This is a genomic window from Sphingomonas sp. S1-29 (assembly GCF_026167545.1).
GTDB lineage: Bacteria > Pseudomonadota > Alphaproteobacteria > Sphingomonadales > Sphingomonadaceae > Sphingomonas.
This window is the reverse complement of the sequence record NZ_CP110678.1, coordinates 670,886-685,886: the sequence shown is the minus strand read 5'-3', so window position 1 is coordinate 685,886 and position 15,001 is coordinate 670,886. Positions and strand designations below refer to the sequence as shown.

Below are 15,001 nucleotides of genomic sequence, written 5' to 3'. Positions count from 1 at the left end.
CGCCGGTGCCGCCATCCCTACCCGGCGACGTCACCCCAGCGAAAGCTTGGGTCTCTGCGTGGCAGGTGGATCGTTCGCCAGCAGGGAGACTCCAGCTTTCGCTGGAGTGACGGGGGTTTGGGGGGTGGCGGGCGGGCCACTCCTCGACCGGAGACCTTGGGTCGCGCGAAAGTGACGTTTGATCACACTAAGGCGGGAAACGCACCAACCACCTCGCGTCGCCCCCGCTGTGCTTGACGCCCCGAAACCCCGGCCCCAACACGCGGCGATGGCATCGCTCGCACCCCCCGACCCGCAATCCCCGGCGACCCGCGTAATGTTGATCGCCGGCGGGGCGGGGGTACTCGCGGCGCTGGTGGTCTTCCTCGTGCTCGAAGACTGGCGCGTCGCCGCCGCCTTCCTCGCCAGCGGCATCGTGCTCGGTGGCACAGCCTTGGCGTTTCGTGCCGCCCGGCCCGCGCCGGTCGCGCCGGCGCCGACGATCGACTGGGCGGTCGCCAACGCGCTTGCGGCCGCGAGCGCCGATGCACTCGCAGTCACCGATCGCGACGGCAAGCTCGTCTGCGCCAACCGCGCCTATGAAAAACTGTTCGAAGGCCTGCCGACCCCGCCCAATCTGCCGATCGATCCCGCCGCCGCGGCGGCGCTCGGCACCACCGGGCGCGCCGCCTGGCGCGATGGCGAGGGCGAGGCGACGCTGACGCATGGCGGTGCGGCACTCGATATCGGCATCGTGCGCGCGGGCGACGACATGCTGGTGTGGCGGTTCGCGCGCGCCGCCGATGCGGGATCGGCGGTCGATCTCGACCCATTGCTCGGCGGAAAGGTCGGCGATCGGCTGGCGAGCGCGGGGATCATGGTCGCGTCGCTCACCCCGCAGGGCCGGGTGCGTGCCGCCAACCGCGTGCTTCGCCTGCGCGCGATGGGGCAGGCCGATGCCGCGATCGAGGGCCGCGATTTCGCGCGCTTCCTCACCACCGACAGCAGCGGGCTGCTGCGCTTCGAGCGCGAAGGCGCCGCGGGCAATCCGCTGCGGCTGCTGCAGGTGCCGATCAGCGCGCAGGACGACGCGCCGCTGGTGGTGGCGCTGCTCGACGAGGAGGAATCGGGGCTTCCCGCGGCGATCGGATCGAACGTCACCGCGCATGTCCGCGCGCTGGTGTCGCTGCTTCCCTTTGGCATGGCGCTGGTCGATCGCGAGGGTCGTTTCGTCCATATGAACGACGCCTTCGTCCGCGCCGCGGGGATCGCGGCGGGTCCGCCGCCGCTCTATCCCGGCGACCTGGTGGTGCGCGAAGACAAGGGTGCGCTCGCCGATGCGATTCGCCGCTTCTCAGGCGGTGCCACGCATTCGGCCGACATGCAGGTGCGGCTTGCGGGCCGCCCCGACGAGCCGATCGCGCTGACGCTCGCGGGCGCGCGCGGCCTGGGCGAGGCCGCAGTGCTCATCAGCCTCAAGGAAACGGGGCAGGAGGGCGAGCTCAAACGCCAGGTCGCGCAGGCGATCAAGATGCAGGCGGTCGGCCAGCTTGCGGGTGGCGTCGCGCACGACTTCAACAACATCCTCACCGCGATCATCGGCCATTGCGACCTGATGCTGATGCGTCATTCGCCCGGCGACAGCGATTATGACGACATCCAGCAGGTCCGCGCCAATTCGAACCGCGCCGCCGCGCTGACCCGGCAATTGCTCGCCTTCTCGCGCCAGCAGACGCTGCGGCCGCAAACGTTGCAATTGCCCGACATCATTTCGGAAGTGTCGAACCTGCTCACCCGGCTGCTCGGTGAGACCGTGCGGCTCGACGTCAAGCATGGTCGCGGAATCGGTGCGGTGCGCGCCGATCCGGGGCAGCTCGAACAGGTCGTCGTCAATCTGGCGGTGAACGCGCGCGACGCGATGCTTGCCAAGAACCCCAATGGCGGCGGGACGCTCACGATCGAAACGCTCGCGATCACCGCCGCCGAGGTCCGCCGGATGGACGACGACGTGCTGCCGATCGGCGATTATTCGGTGCTGCGCGTCAGCGATACCGGCACCGGCATCCCGATCGAGGCGCTGTCGAAGATCTTCGAACCCTTCTTCACTACCAAGGAGATCGGCAAGGGCACCGGGCTCGGGCTTTCGACGGTGTATGGCATCGTCAAGCAATCGGGCGGCTATATCTTTGCCGAATCGCCGCCGGGGCAGGGGGCGGTCTTCACGATCTACCTCCCCGTCCACACCGCGACCGAGGCGCCGGTGAAGCCGCCCCCCAAGCCGGTGCGCAAGGCCGATACCTGGGGCACCGGCACGATCCTGCTGGTCGAGGACGAAGCGATGGTGCGCGCGGTCGCCGAGCGCGCGCTGACGCGGCAGGGCTATAAGGTGCTCACCGCCGAACATGGCGAGGCCGCACTCGAGCTGCTCGCCAATTGCGACCGCCCCGATCTGCTGATCTCCGACGTGGTGATGCCGATGATGGATGGCCCGACGATGGTGCGCCATGTGCGTGCGCGCTATCCCGACCTGCCGATCCTGTTCATGTCGGGCTATGCAGAGGAGCAGTTGCGACGCTCGATCGACCTCGACCATGTCGCGTTTCTGCCCAAGCCCTTTTCGGTCCAGCAGCTCGCCGAGGCGGCGCGCGCTGCGTTGCTAAACGATTGAGACTTGGCGAAACCGCCATGTTCTGCCTATGACCCGCGGATGACCGAACGCCAGCGTATCCTCATCGTCGAGGACGAGCCCCTGATTGCCATGATGCTCGAGGATTTCCTCGACGCACTCGACCGCGATGTTGCGGGAACCGCCGAGACCGTGACCGCGGCGCTCGAGCTGGTGAACGCCGGCGGCGTCGACGCCGCGATCCTCGATGTGAACCTGCGCGGCGGCGAGAAGAGCTGGCCGGTCGCCGACGCGCTGGCGGCGGCGGGGATTCCCTTCGTGCTGGCAACCGGGGGCGACGTGCTGGCCAACGATCATCGCGACCGCCCGGTTTTGTCCAAGCCGTTCACGATGGACGGCGTCGAAAAGGCGCTCGATTCGCTTTAAAGCTTTGAAGGCAGCATTGTAGAGCTCTCCCCTCCCTGAAAGGGAGGGGCTGGGGGTGGGTTGGTGGCTGGCGTAGGCTGTCCCGGCTGCGCGCCAGGGACTCGCAACCACCCCGTTCGTTTCGAGCGAAGTCGAGAAACCGCCCCGTCACACCCGGCACGCGTTTTCGCACGATCCCCAAAGAAACCAGCCAACCCGGCGCAAGCCACAACTGCGCCACAATCGGCCCCGACGATCGCGCTTCCCCCAGCGGAAGCCCGCGATGCTAAACCTCCTCGCCAACCTCCTCCAGGCTGTCAGCCCGGCAAGCGCCCCGCCGCTGCGAATCGACATCCTTGATCGCTGCGCCGCCCCCGCCGGCGACGAAATCATCGTCTGTGGCGATCGCGACACCAACGAACGTTTCCGCCTTCGCCCGCTGCGGGGCGACGCCGCAGCATCGTCTGCGCTGCCCAAGGCCGAAATCCCGCTGTTCGGCGATACCCGCGCCGCGGCAGAGGTCGAAGCAGAACAGATCGGCCCCGGGCTCACCAGCCAGCGCATGATGCTCCGCCTTAAAACCCCCTTCTGACTTCTTCCCTCCCTGGAAGGGAAAGGCTCGGGGTGGGTCGGTCGTGGCCGCGGCGGAACTCGCCTCGACCTGTTCCCTGAGTTCACCTCTTGTTCCCATGGAACAAACCATATACATAGCCATCATGCGTTGAACGGTTCGCGCGGTTGTTCTAGCGATAGGGGCGCTCCAACATGGCAGCACAACTCAAGGTGATCGACAGCAAGATGGCAGCTTCCACCGACAAGGTCGCGGGCGACCGGCAAAAGGCGCTCGACGCCGCACTCGCGCAGATCGACCGCGCATTCGGCAAGGGCTCGGCGATGCGGCTGGGCTCGAAGGAGGCGATGCAGGTCGAGGTGATCTCGACCGGATCGCTCGGACTCGACATCGCCCTTGGCGTCGGCGGCCTGCCGCGCGGACGGGTGATCGAAGTCTATGGCCCCGAATCGTCGGGCAAGACCACGCTGGCGCTCCACGTGATCGCCGAGGCGCAGCGCGGCGGCGGCACCGCGGCGTTCGTCGATGCCGAGCATGCGCTCGACCCGGTCTATGCCAAGAAACTCGGCGTCAACATCGACGAACTGATCGTGTCGCAGCCCGACACCGGCGAGCAAGCGCTCGAGATCGTCGATACGCTGGTGCGCTCGAACGCGATCGACGTGCTCGTGATCGATTCGGTCGCCGCGCTGGTGCCGCGCGCCGAGATCGAGGGCGAGATGGGCGACAGCCATGTCGGCCTCCAGGCGCGGTTGATGTCGCAGAGTCTGCGCAAGCTCACCGGCTCGATCAGCCGATCGCGCTGCATGGTGATCTTCATCAACCAGCTGCGGATGAAAATCGGCGTGATGTACGGCAACCCCGAGACGACGACCGGCGGCAACGCGCTCAAATTCTACGCCTCGGTCCGCCTCGACATCCGTCGCACCGGCCAGATCAAGGATCGCGACGACATCGTCGGCAACGCCACGCGCGTGAAGGTGGTCAAGAACAAGGTCGCGCCGCCCTTCAAGCAGGTCGAATTCGACATCATGTATGGCGAGGGCATTTCGAAGATCGGCGAGATACTCGACCTCGGCGTGAAGGCCGGCCTCGTCGAGAAATCGGGCGCGTGGTTCAGCTACGACAGCGTCCGCGTCGGCCAGGGCCGCGAGAATTCGAAGAATTATCTGCGCGAGCATCCAGAAATGGCCGACAAGCTCGAAAAGGCGATCCGCGCGCGCACCGACAAGGTCGCCGAGGAACTGATGGTCGGCCCGAGCGCCGAGGACGATCTCGACGACGAATGATCCGGGAGGGCAGGGGCCTTGCGCGCATCGCGCGCGGCCCCTGCTGAACTGCCGATGGCATCGCGCGGGCTTTGACACCATGCCATCCGCACAGTGTTCGCGCCGTGCTGCCACAGAAGGGCACGGTTCGGTCATTGCCGGCGGTCCTTACCACCGCATGTCATTCAACGCGTAATGATCAACGAAGGCGCCGCCCGCGCCGTCTGATTTCGGCGAGCTTGAACGCGGCGATTATCATCGTCGGGAAAAGCTTGGTATGCAAGGTCACGCCTCACGCCCTGTCGTCGGCAGTGTAGCTGTCGCGGCGCCCCGACGGCGCGCGAGCGAAACTGCCGCAACGATCCCCGCCGAGCCGCAGCCGGCAGAAGTGACGATGTCGATCGTCAATACAACAGCAGGAATCGCTGCCGGAAAACCGTCGCGCGGCGCGTTATCGCGCCGCGGGCGCCGTTAGCAGCGCTTGATGAAACCCCAGCAGCATAGGCGTCACGGGCGCAATCAGACCTACTTGGCTCGCGCTGCCTAATCGAACCTAGGTAAAATATGGTGGACGCACTTGGGCTCGAACCAAGGACCCGCTGATTAAGAGTTTTGGAATCACGCCCTTGCGCTAGTTTGCACTAGCTTGTTCTAGCAGGCATAACCGTTGATAAACCGTGCTTTTCGCCGTTGCTTTTTAGTGGTTCCTTGTCGTAGCTGTAAGCTCCTTGCTAGAAATACGCTAGAATCTAGCAGCTAAGGAGCAGCATGGCGAAGATTACGAAGACCTTCGTGGACAAGGTCGCACCACCCGCCTCGGGCTACGCGGTCCACTGGGATGACAACGTGAAGGGCTACGGTCTGCGCGTCTCCGAGCAGGGCAAGCGAGTGTTCATCGTCATGGGGCGGGTCGCTGGTAAGTCGATCCAGTTCACCCTTGGCCCATATGGCACGCTAACCGAGGACGGCGCGCGCAAGCGGGCGCAGAAGGTGTTGCAGGACATGCGAGAGGGGATCGACCCGCGCGCTGTGGTCAAAGCCGACGCCGCTATGAAGGTTTCGCTCCAAGACGTTCTGGAATCGTATGTCGGTCGCCCCGGTAAGCTGAAAGCTAGCACCGCCGCTGAGTACCGCCGCCACGTTGAGAAGACCTTCGCCAAGTGGGCATCGCTACCCATCGCCAGCATCACCCGCGACATGGTGAAGGAGCGTCATGCCGCGCTGACAAAGGGCGGTCTGGACGGGAAGAAGGCAGCACCGGCCAGCGCCAACGCCGCTTTTGTCACCCTGCGCATCCTGATCCGCTTCGCGATAGACGAGTACCGGCAGGCTGACGGCAAGGCGCTAATCAGCGACAATCCCGTCGATGCGCTTAAGCACCATTGGGCCAAGCTGGGGACGCGCACCGAACGCTACATCGACAAGCGCAAGGTGGGTGAAGTGTGGAACAAGCTGCACGACATGCGCGGGGCGGTGCAGGGTTATGAGGCGCTTGCGTCCGTGGACCTCACCATCTTCGCACTTTTGACGGGCGCGCGCCGCGACGAGATGGCAACGCTGACATGGGACCGCGTGCATATTGATGACCACAACTTGTCCGACTGCCTTTGGCATTTGGACGACCGCAAGCGTGGTGATCCGATATGGCTTCCGCTGTCGTCGCAGGCGGTGGCGCTGCTCAGGTCCCGCCCACGCCTTAAGCTAGAGGACGGCAGCGTAAGCCCGTTCGTGTTCCCGTCGTGGGGTAAGACTGGCCGAATTATGGACGCGCGCGCCCCCATGCAGGCGATTGGCGAGATAGCCGGGAAGCACCTGTCGCTCCACGACCTGCGCCGCACGTTCACGAACATTGCTATGCGGGAATGCCTAATTGAGAAATTCCGCTGCGATCTTTTGACTGGCCACAAGCCCGCGTCCGATGACGTAACCTCGCGCTCCTACCTAGACCTGGCACGGCTCGATTGGCTTCAACCGGAGGTGCAGAAGGTCGGTGACTGGATTGAGCAGCAGGCCGCTATCGCCGCCAGCAAGAACGTGGTGCCCCTGATACGCACCGCGTGATGCACGAGCGGGGCCGCACAGCCGCCGCTACAGCGGTGAGGCCGGGGCCGCTGCCGGGTTAGGGGCGGCGGGGCTGCTGTCGGGACCTGTGCAAGCCTGTAGCCGGAAGGCGGTTTCTCGCCCAAATGGGCCTAATCGGTCGAAGGTCGGCGATACTAGCTTCGCCCCCTGATCAGTTTATCGACCAAAAAGATTCAGCATCGACTCTGCCGATCGAATCGGCATATCCTCATCTTACACATCGTAGCTTTCGACCGCACTTGCCGGTCGTCCGTGCGGGACGGGAATGCTAATCCGCCTCGCGCATATCTTGCTCACAGCGATTGATGTGTCACCAGCGATTACTGTTGGAGACACGATGTGAGTAACAAATTCAGCACGATCGATGAACGCCTCGCCAATGCGGAATTGTTTGATCACGACAATTTGTCCAAGATCTTTGCATATGCTTGGCGTTTCATGGAATCTTATGACCGACCCATATCCCCGGCGTTCGTCATGTATCACATCAAAGAAGCCATTTTCGAGGAAATTGTAACGGCTACGGACCTTGATCTACCATAAAATAATCAAAGTATTCGCGCTTTGCTTGCGCTATAAGTAGCTTGCTGGCCCGTCTCTATCCTTGATAGTGCGGGTCGGCCCCGTCGCTTAGCTGGGATTCGCTCGCACCACGTCTGCGGGAGATCCTGCATGTCTGAAATGACTTTTGAACAGCTCTGCGACCTGTTCGCCTACGTGCCCAAGCGCCGCCCCCTTGATACCAAAGAGACCGCCGCCCTTCTCCGCGTCCACTTTAACACCCTCGAACAGTATCGCTTTCGGGGCGAGGGTCCGCGCTATTTCAGCCCGCCCGGTACGCGCCGCGTTTGGTACGCCGAACTCGACGTGCTGCGCTGGCTCGCGTCTGGTGCGCGACAAAGCACCAGCGAACAGGCTGCGGCCTAACTCATCCCCATCACGATTAGGCGGCGGGGTGCCACCCCCACCGCCCGGAGTATCGATGTGAGCACCAGCAAAATACGGGATTCGGCCATCGGTCTGCAATCCCCGAACGTTTTTCGGCAAAATGTAGCGCCGCGTAAAAATTCGCCGGGTGTGACCGGCATTGCCGACAGATTGACTACCAGCCCGACCGACGGGGGTGCTCGTCATGGCTGACCTATCCGATGTTACCGGCGTCTCTGCAGATGTGCAGGCCGCGCGGGACCAGTGGGAAGCTGCGCGCATCCGCGCTGAGAGCGGAGCGGGTCATGATCCAGACCTTGGCTTCTACGTTAGCAAGGAGGAAAAACTGGTCAGTGAGCGCCGATCCGAAATCATCTTGGAAAACTTCCGCCTTGGCAAGGAAGCAGAGCTTGAAAAGGAAAAGGTGAAGCGCGGTCTTTCAGCGAAAGGGAGCGACGCCCCGCGCCAGCTTATCGGTCGTGATCTTGGAAGCGTGCGGATGCACGCCATTGAATGGCTTTGGACGGGTTGGCTGCCGAAGGGATATATCACTTTGCTTGCCGGTGAGACCGGTGCGGGCAAGTCCACCATCTTCGCTGACATCACGGCCCGAATAACCACAGGCAAGCCGTGGCCGGGTGAGTATGACTGTCCGAACGCATGGCGGAAGCCCGAACGGGTGCTGTGGCTCGGAAGCGAGGACAGCATTGAGGAAATGACGGTGCCGAGGCTCACCGCGTGCGGTGCCAACCTTGCGAACGTCGTTGAGATTCAGGGCGTCATGCAGGGGGGCAAGCGCAATACCTTCTCCATGCAGGACGACTTGGAAGCGGTTGGACAATGGCTGGCGTATGCGCGCGAGCAGGGCAGCCCGTTCGCAATGCTCGTGATCGATCCTGTCACCAGCTACCTGCCGGGGCAGAAGCTACGTAAGGTGGACCTCAACGACGCTGGGCAGCTTCGGACGGTGTTGGAGCCGTGGCTGATCCTCGCGCAAACGCATAACATCGCCATCGTCTGCGTCACCCATTTCGCCAAGGACACAACGCGCTCCATGCTTCACCGCGTCTTGGGATCGGCGGCGTTCGCACAAACCTGCCGCAGTCTGTGCGCTGTTATTGAGCAGCCTCGCACCGAGGACGAGGAACCGGACCCGCACGCCAAGGTGTTTATGCAGGTGAAGGTGAACCTACCCGAGCATCCGGGCGGGGCATGGAAATTCCGCACCGAGCGCGTCGAGGTTGGAAATGACCACAGAAACGGCAAGCCGATCTATGCCACCCGCCCGGCGTGGGACGAACTGGACGCAGGACTGACCCCGAACAGCACGGTCGGCAAATCTCGCGGCCCCAAGAGCCAGTATGAAGGGGCGTTTTCAATGTGGATGCAGGCGTTCTTCATGATCTACCCGAACCACGAGTGGCTGCCTGTAACCACAGTCAAACAGGTCGCTTTGCAGGAAAAAGTCGTCTCTGCAAGCTGGTGGGACAAGCATAGTGGTGACCACATGCTGAAAGAGAACATCAACGGCGTGTGGATGTGCCGACCAAAGGCCAGCCCCGCATAGACAAGGGTAGGGTGGGGAAAGTGGGGGGTGTGGTTACTATGTGGGGAAACTGGGTGAAGTGCTAGCAACTGCTCACTTTACCGCCGCCCCCACATTCCCCACTTCACCCAGTTTGCCGGCTTCCCCTAAGCGCATGCGCCCATTTCGCCATCGGGCAATTCTACGCGGTCTGTCGGTTATTCGGTATGCGCCGCCGCCGCGCTTACGATAGCAACGATGGCTTTCTGCACGGCAGCAATATAAGTCTTTATGTCATTGCTCGACAGGCTAAGCCGATGCCCCAAAGTAACTTTGTCACCCGTCCGTTGAAGGTACTCCTGATCGATTAAACCTCGCTTATGGACAAATAGATGGCGCTTTTGATTCAACATCCAGAGCTCGTTACCAAGTGCATTTCGCAAATACTCTTCATCGAAAATGGCATTTATTACAGCGCGGAGAATAGTGAGATTGTCCAATCTCCTTCCCCGGAAAATCACGCTTCCCATCGATCGGCTAAGGTCAAAGCCGTGGTCATCTATAGCTTCAATGTCGACCACCTGTTTTCCGAAATATGCCTTTAGCTCCGGTGCAGATAATATTAAGCGAGACCGTCGCGGATCATGATTTAGCCATGCAACGACGAAAGAAGATGCGAAATGCTCAAATACCGCCCAGGTTGAGACGAGCGTCTGAACCATCATTTCCTTGGCTGCAGAGGATATGTTTGATGAGGTAAGGCTTCGATTCATTTCGTAAACAACTGAATCTCGGATGGAATTCGTACCTTCCTTACTGTCTATAAACTCGCGCATCTTGCGGCGTGCTATATCTAGTGCTTTCTGCTCCTGTTGCTCGGAGGGTTGTTCTCCAAACGGCACATCCTCCAAGCTTCGGATGCGCTCGGCAGCGAGATGACGGTCAAAGTGGCGCTGCTGGACAGATTCGAGGGTTAGCTGAAAGGGTAGCGTAGCGGCACTGATCACGCTTTGGAGGCCCTCAGACGCATCGCGAATGCAGTTTGTCAGGTCATCATTCTGAGCCGACAAAACTCGCAACTGATGCATCAGCTCATCCATGTTGCTTATGAGGAATGCCTCAGCAACGCGCTTGAACGCTTCTCGCGGAACGCCACCCGACTTTTCGGCTACTGCCATCTGATTTATCCCGCTGGTCTCTCACAGCCTTACCGGTGCGAACGCGTGCGGTCATCACCCGTAAATCCCCGACCCACAAATATGTTGTTTCACGGTCCTGCCACGCCTGAACCGACCTAAGTAATTGTTTTAACAAACAAACCGCTTGTACGACTTACAGCGTGCTCCCTAGTCTGTAGCCAATGTCTAGCCGCATCCAACATGGGAGGCAGCCAAATGGCTGATGAAATCGACGTCCGCGTAAGTCTCGATCTTGATCCCGATGCCGCGATGGCGACTATCGTTGATTACGACGAAGATACCGCAACCTACCTAAGCACTGCCAAGTCGGCGTTCACCGAAGCATTTGCTGCGCTTGGTGCTATCCACAACGCCAAGACGGCGGTGGCAGACGACCCCACGCTTAATGAAGCCGGTCAGCTTCTGAAAGTCGATGAGTTCGCGCGTAGCCGGATGCTTGCGAAGGTATATCCGCTTTGGGATGCCGCCTCGTCCACGCTGAACGCAAAGGTCGAGGTGTGGGAACAGGAAATGACCAAAGCGGTCGAATCCAAAGCCAGCCAGATGGTCAGCAGCGAAATCCGCGCCCACTTTAAGTCTCTCAAAACCGGCGAGCGCATGGCGGCAATCTCCGAAGCGATCCGCGATGGCGATGAGGTGGTCGCCAGCGCTGTATTGGGCGCGCCCGCTATGTTGAGCGGCATCGAAAATGAGATGAAGCCGATCTTGCTGCGCGAGTACCACGAACGGTTCAATCCGGGGCTGGCGAAACGCTTGCGCGCGGTCACCGCCGCCCGCGATCTGATCGACGGTCGCATGGGCGTGCTGAAGAGGGAGGTCGCGAAGGCGGTCGGCACCATCAAGGTCAAGGGTCCGAACTTCGACCTGCACGGTCAATATTCCGGTGAGATCACCCCGGCGATGTTGCGTGCAAAACGGGACGAATCGCACAAACCGTTCGCGGTCTGACCCCTTGCTCTAATCAAATCGAGGTAGTTCGATGACCGCTGTGGTTCAGCCCCCTTGGGGCAGCGATTGGAAGCCCGCGCCCCCTTCGGAGAAGCCCGTGCGCGGTGCGGGCAACCCGTCGTGGGTAGCTGGTGGACCTTCGCCAAACCCGAACGGCAGACCGGCTGGCATCCCGGATCGGCGGTTACTAGCCACGCGCCAGATGCTCGATGAAATGCGCGCCATCGTGTCCGTGCTGATTGGAAAGGCATTGGAGGGCGACACCAACGCCGCGTCCATCGTTCTCGCCAAGACCCTGCCGTCGATCAAGGCGCAGGCGGAGAAGGTGAACTTCGATTTCGATGCCACTGCGCCGATCAGCGATCAGGTTGCGCAGGTGCTGGAGGCCATCGCGGCGGGTGCAGTCGCCCCGGACGTTGGGCGGCTCATCATCGACAGCATCAAATCGCTCTCGGACATTCGGGCGACCGAGGAACTGTCGGCTCGGATTGAAGCTCTTGAGGAGGCGCGCGATGCCCGAGGGTAAATCCAATTTTCCCCAGCATATTTTGCAAAAAGGCCGAGTGCGAACGGCACCGCGCCGGATTGATGCATACCCCCACGGAGGTCAGCCATGACGACGATAACCACACTTCGGAACCGCGTCATCGCGGACGATCCTGAACACGACGATGTGATGGTCTATGTCGGTTGGACGGGGCCAAGTGATACGCCCGGCGTGCGGCGTTCCTTCGCCACATCCTACCGGCCGATCAGCGAATATCAGATGTGGTTGGATTGGGCTGTGAGCATGGCGGACCAGATGTCGCACCCCCTCTATGTCGTGCCGCTCAGCCACAACGACATATTCCGCACCAAGCGCTGGCACCCGTTCCGCGACTTCATCGCGGGCATGAACGATCAGGAACGGGGCGAACTACGCCGGATTGTGGTCACCACGGCGGCGGAGGTCATGCGCGACTGCGACGACCCGGAAATCCGCGCAGATATGTTCGACGTGCTGCGCCAACTGAAGGTGATACACCATGAAAGCTGACGAACCGCGCCCGCCAGCCGCCAAGTATGGAATGCCCATAGAAGAAGCCCCCAACATCGTCCGCCGCCATTTCCAGGTGCTGGACGAAGATCAGGCGATCGACGCAGCGTGCATGGCGCACAACATGCGCGTCGCACCCGCGCTGGTAGCGGTGCTCAATCGGAGGCGGTCGCCCGAGGTGCCAACCCCCGCCATGCTCGCGCAAACAACGCCCAAGGCTGTCAGTGTCGTAGGGCACGACTTGCGTGTGCGGCTTGGTCTAGGTTGATTCCATGAGCATCCGCGCTCTGAGCCGCCGCGTGAAACGGCTGGAGACCGGAGCGAAGCCGACACCATCGCCCTTCACCCTTTGGTTCGGCTCGTTCGACGCTTGGGTGGAGCAGGAGGTTCTACCCGGCATCGAAAGCGGGGCGCTTGAGGCGGACGACATGATCGTCATCGTAGCGGCGTTGCGTGCATGGGAATTGGCAGGAGTTTGGAACGTGGACCATGCCCGCTGACGATACGGCAGCATGGCGTATCGATTACAGTGGGGGAACGGCAACCTGTGCGCGGTTCTTTTTCAATCGTCGAGCTGCAGCGGCGTAAGTCCGTGCCAGAACGACTCCTTCGCTCGCAAGCGACGCGGCAGCAGCATCAATCTGCTCTATGGTCTGAGAGCCATCAGCCATAGCGTGAACCAGGTCGTTTCGGTCGTGCTTCCACTGATTTAGCTTATCGTACTCAAAGCAGCTTTTCAGCAGCTCGTCTTTCTTTGCGCGTTTCGCGAGCTCTTTCAGTTTAGGACCCATCATTCGGATTGGCTTGCCGATGCCTTTACTCTGACCCTCGCCTCCGCTCTGACGCAGCAATGAGCGTAGTCTGTCTTCGAGAACGGCGTACGCGAACCAAGCGGCTTCAACATCCCGGCCATCTGCGGCGGCGGCTTCCATGCGACTAACCAAATCCTGATAAAGCTTCTTTTTCATAGCAATCCCTCACGCCTCGGCGGGTTGTGACGGACCAACGGCCTTTCCGCCACAGCATACCAGTCAATAAGCAGCGAAGCGCTGCGGACGGCAGAGCCGCTAGAAATACGCTAGAGCGAAAAGCAAGCCAACTCACCGACGGAAATAGGACACCGCATAAGTAGCTAAAATATAGAGAGAAATATGGTGGACGCACTTGGGCTCGAACCAAGGACCCGCTGATTAAGAGTCAGCTGCTCTACCAACTGAGCTATGCGTCCATACCCTGGCAAATTCCGCGGTTTGGTGCCGCTTTGCGTTCGGGAGGCGCGCCACTAACATTGCGGATCGGGGATGGCAACACCTTATCTCGCTACCAGCTCGGTTGGCGGGTCGAGGCGCGGTTTATCGACATCAGGATGCCGACGCAGATCAGCGTCGTCATCTGCGCCGAACCGCCAAAGCTCACCAGCGGCAGCGGGATGCCGACCACCGGGGCGAGCCCCATCACCATCATCAGGTTGATCGCGACATAATAGAAGATCGTCGTCGCGAGCCCCGCCGCGGCAAGCCGCGAAAATCGATCGGGGGCGCGGTGCGCGACGTTCATCCCCCAACGAATCAGCAGCATGAACGCCAGGATCAGCAACAGTCCACCGACCATCCCCCATTCCTCGGCCATCGTCGCGAAGACGAAGTCGGTATGCCCCTCGGGCAGGTAATCGAGATGGACCTGGCTGCCATTGCCGAACCCCTTGCCGAATAGCCCGCCCGAGCCGATCGCGATCTTCGACTGGCTGATGTGATAGCCGGTGCCCAGCGGGTCGTTTTCGGGATTCAGGAAGATCAGTACGCGGTTGCGCTGATAATCGTGCAGCAGATAGTTCACCGCGAGCGGGATGAAGAGCGCGAGCCCGAGCGCACCGCCGATGAACAGCCGCAGCGGGATGCCGGCGAGGAACATTACCACCACGCCGCCGCCGGTGATCATCAGCGCGGTGCCGAGGTCGGGCTGGAGCATCACCAGCCCCGCGGGCAGCCCGATCAGGATCGCCGCGGGCCAGATCGCGCCGAATTTGCGCGTCTCGTTGGGGGGCAGCATGTCGTAGAATTTGGCGACCGCCAGGACGATGAACGGCTTCATGAATTCGGAGGGCTGGATGCGGATCGGGCCGAGTTCGAGCCAGCGCTGGCTGCCGCCGCGGACCGCACCCAGCATTTCGACCCCGAACAGCGCCGCCAGCGTGATCGCATAGCCCGGCAGCGCGATCGCCGCCCAGATGCGCGCCGGCACCCAGGACAGCGTGATCGCCATACCCATGAAGATACAGAAGCGCAGCGCCTGCGACGACGCCCAGGGAGTCACGCTGCCGCCCGCCGCCGAGAACAGCACCACGGTGCCGAAGCCGCCGATCGCGGTGAGCAGCAGCAACACGCCCCAGGGGAGGCGCGCAACGGGGGCGGGGACGAGCTCGCCCAATCTCATGG

The 15,001-nt window shown here is 61.8% G+C and carries 16 protein-coding genes and 1 tRNA gene; 13 read left to right on the top strand and 4 right to left on the bottom strand.

What is annotated here, in order from left to right; translation table 11 throughout:
• The first annotated feature begins 268 nt into the window (after window positions 1-268).
• The 8 genes from OKW76_RS03200 (at window position 269) to OKW76_RS03165 (ending at window position 9,425) form a co-directional block, all read left to right on the top strand.
• Window positions 269-2,647, top strand: coding sequence for a response regulator (locus OKW76_RS03200; protein WP_416221839.1), 2,379 nt, complete (start codon window positions 269-271; stop codon window positions 2,645-2,647).
• A 39-nt stretch (window positions 2,648-2,686) separates the two neighbouring features.
• Window positions 2,687-3,031: a response regulator gene (locus tag OKW76_RS03195; RefSeq protein WP_265551078.1), complete on the top strand. Its 345-nt coding sequence runs from the start codon at window positions 2,687-2,689 to the stop codon at window positions 3,029-3,031.
• Between the two features lie 262 nt (window positions 3,032-3,293).
• Window positions 3,294-3,602 carry a hypothetical protein gene (locus tag OKW76_RS03190; RefSeq protein WP_265551076.1) on the top strand — a complete coding sequence of 103 codons (309 nt, stop codon included), beginning with the start codon at window positions 3,294-3,296 and terminating at the stop codon, window positions 3,600-3,602.
• Between the two features lie 173 nt (window positions 3,603-3,775).
• The gene (gene recA, locus OKW76_RS03185; protein WP_319937621.1) at window positions 3,776-4,870 is read left to right on the top strand and encodes a recombinase RecA; all 1,095 of its coding nucleotides are present in this window, start codon (window positions 3,776-3,778) and stop codon (window positions 4,868-4,870) included.
• A 747-nt stretch (window positions 4,871-5,617) separates the two neighbouring features.
• The gene (locus OKW76_RS03180; protein WP_265551074.1) at window positions 5,618-6,910 is read left to right on the top strand and encodes a tyrosine-type recombinase/integrase; all 1,293 of its coding nucleotides are present in this window, start codon (window positions 5,618-5,620) and stop codon (window positions 6,908-6,910) included.
• A gap of 360 nt (window positions 6,911-7,270) precedes the next feature.
• Window positions 7,271-7,474, top strand: coding sequence for a hypothetical protein (locus OKW76_RS03175; protein ID WP_265551072.1), 204 nt, complete (start codon window positions 7,271-7,273; stop codon window positions 7,472-7,474).
• Between the two features lie 129 nt (window positions 7,475-7,603).
• Complete coding sequence (locus tag OKW76_RS03170; protein ID WP_265551071.1) at window positions 7,604-7,858, top strand: helix-turn-helix transcriptional regulator; 255 nt, start codon at window positions 7,604-7,606, stop codon at window positions 7,856-7,858.
• Between the two features lie 205 nt (window positions 7,859-8,063).
• Entirely contained in the window at window positions 8,064-9,425 is a 1,362-nt protein-coding gene (locus OKW76_RS03165; protein ID WP_265551069.1) for an AAA family ATPase, read from the top strand.
• Window positions 9,426-9,601: 176 nt separating this feature from the next.
• Here OKW76_RS03165 and OKW76_RS03160 read toward each other — a convergent pair whose 3' ends face one another.
• Window positions 9,602-10,561, bottom strand: coding sequence for a hypothetical protein (locus tag OKW76_RS03160; RefSeq protein WP_265551067.1), 960 nt, complete (start codon window positions 10,559-10,561; stop codon window positions 9,602-9,604).
• Window positions 10,562-10,777: 216 nt separating this feature from the next.
• On the opposite strand from OKW76_RS03160, the gene OKW76_RS03155 reads away from it, so the two are divergent.
• From OKW76_RS03155 to OKW76_RS03135, 5 genes are all read left to right on the top strand, one after another.
• Complete coding sequence (locus tag OKW76_RS03155; RefSeq protein ID WP_265551065.1) at window positions 10,778-11,530, top strand: hypothetical protein; 753 nt, start codon at window positions 10,778-10,780, stop codon at window positions 11,528-11,530.
• Between the two features lie 202 nt (window positions 11,531-11,732).
• Entirely contained in the window at window positions 11,733-12,056 is a 324-nt protein-coding gene (locus OKW76_RS03150; protein ID WP_265551063.1) for a hypothetical protein, read from the top strand.
• Between the two features lie 87 nt (window positions 12,057-12,143).
• Window positions 12,144-12,566 (top strand): hypothetical protein, encoded by a 423-nt coding sequence (locus OKW76_RS03145; RefSeq protein WP_265551061.1) that lies wholly within the window; start codon window positions 12,144-12,146, stop codon window positions 12,564-12,566.
• Window positions 12,556-12,834 carry a hypothetical protein gene (locus tag OKW76_RS03140; protein ID WP_265551059.1) on the top strand — a complete coding sequence of 93 codons (279 nt, stop codon included), beginning with the start codon at window positions 12,556-12,558 and terminating at the stop codon, window positions 12,832-12,834. Before OKW76_RS03145 ends, OKW76_RS03140 begins: the two co-directional genes overlap by 11 nt.
• A 4-nt stretch (window positions 12,835-12,838) precedes the next feature.
• Complete coding sequence (locus OKW76_RS03135; protein ID WP_265551057.1) at window positions 12,839-13,066, top strand: hypothetical protein; 228 nt, start codon at window positions 12,839-12,841, stop codon at window positions 13,064-13,066.
• Window positions 13,067-13,090: 24 nt separating this feature from the next.
• On the opposite strand, the gene OKW76_RS03130 is transcribed toward OKW76_RS03135, so the two are convergent.
• The 3 genes from OKW76_RS03130 to rodA all read right to left on the bottom strand — a co-directional run bounded on the left by OKW76_RS03130 (window position 13,091) and on the right by rodA (window position 14,999).
• The gene (locus OKW76_RS03130) at window positions 13,091-13,534 is read right to left on the bottom strand and encodes a hypothetical protein (RefSeq protein WP_265551055.1); all 444 of its coding nucleotides are present in this window, start codon (window positions 13,532-13,534) and stop codon (window positions 13,091-13,093) included.
• 184 nt (window positions 13,535-13,718) lie between these two features.
• Window positions 13,719-13,794 (bottom strand) — tRNA-Lys (locus tag OKW76_RS03125).
• A 92-nt stretch (window positions 13,795-13,886) separates the two neighbouring features.
• Window positions 13,887-14,999, bottom strand: coding sequence for a rod shape-determining protein RodA (gene rodA / locus OKW76_RS03120; protein WP_265551054.1), 1,113 nt, complete (start codon window positions 14,997-14,999; stop codon window positions 13,887-13,889).
• Window positions 15,000-15,001 lie beyond the last annotated feature (2 nt).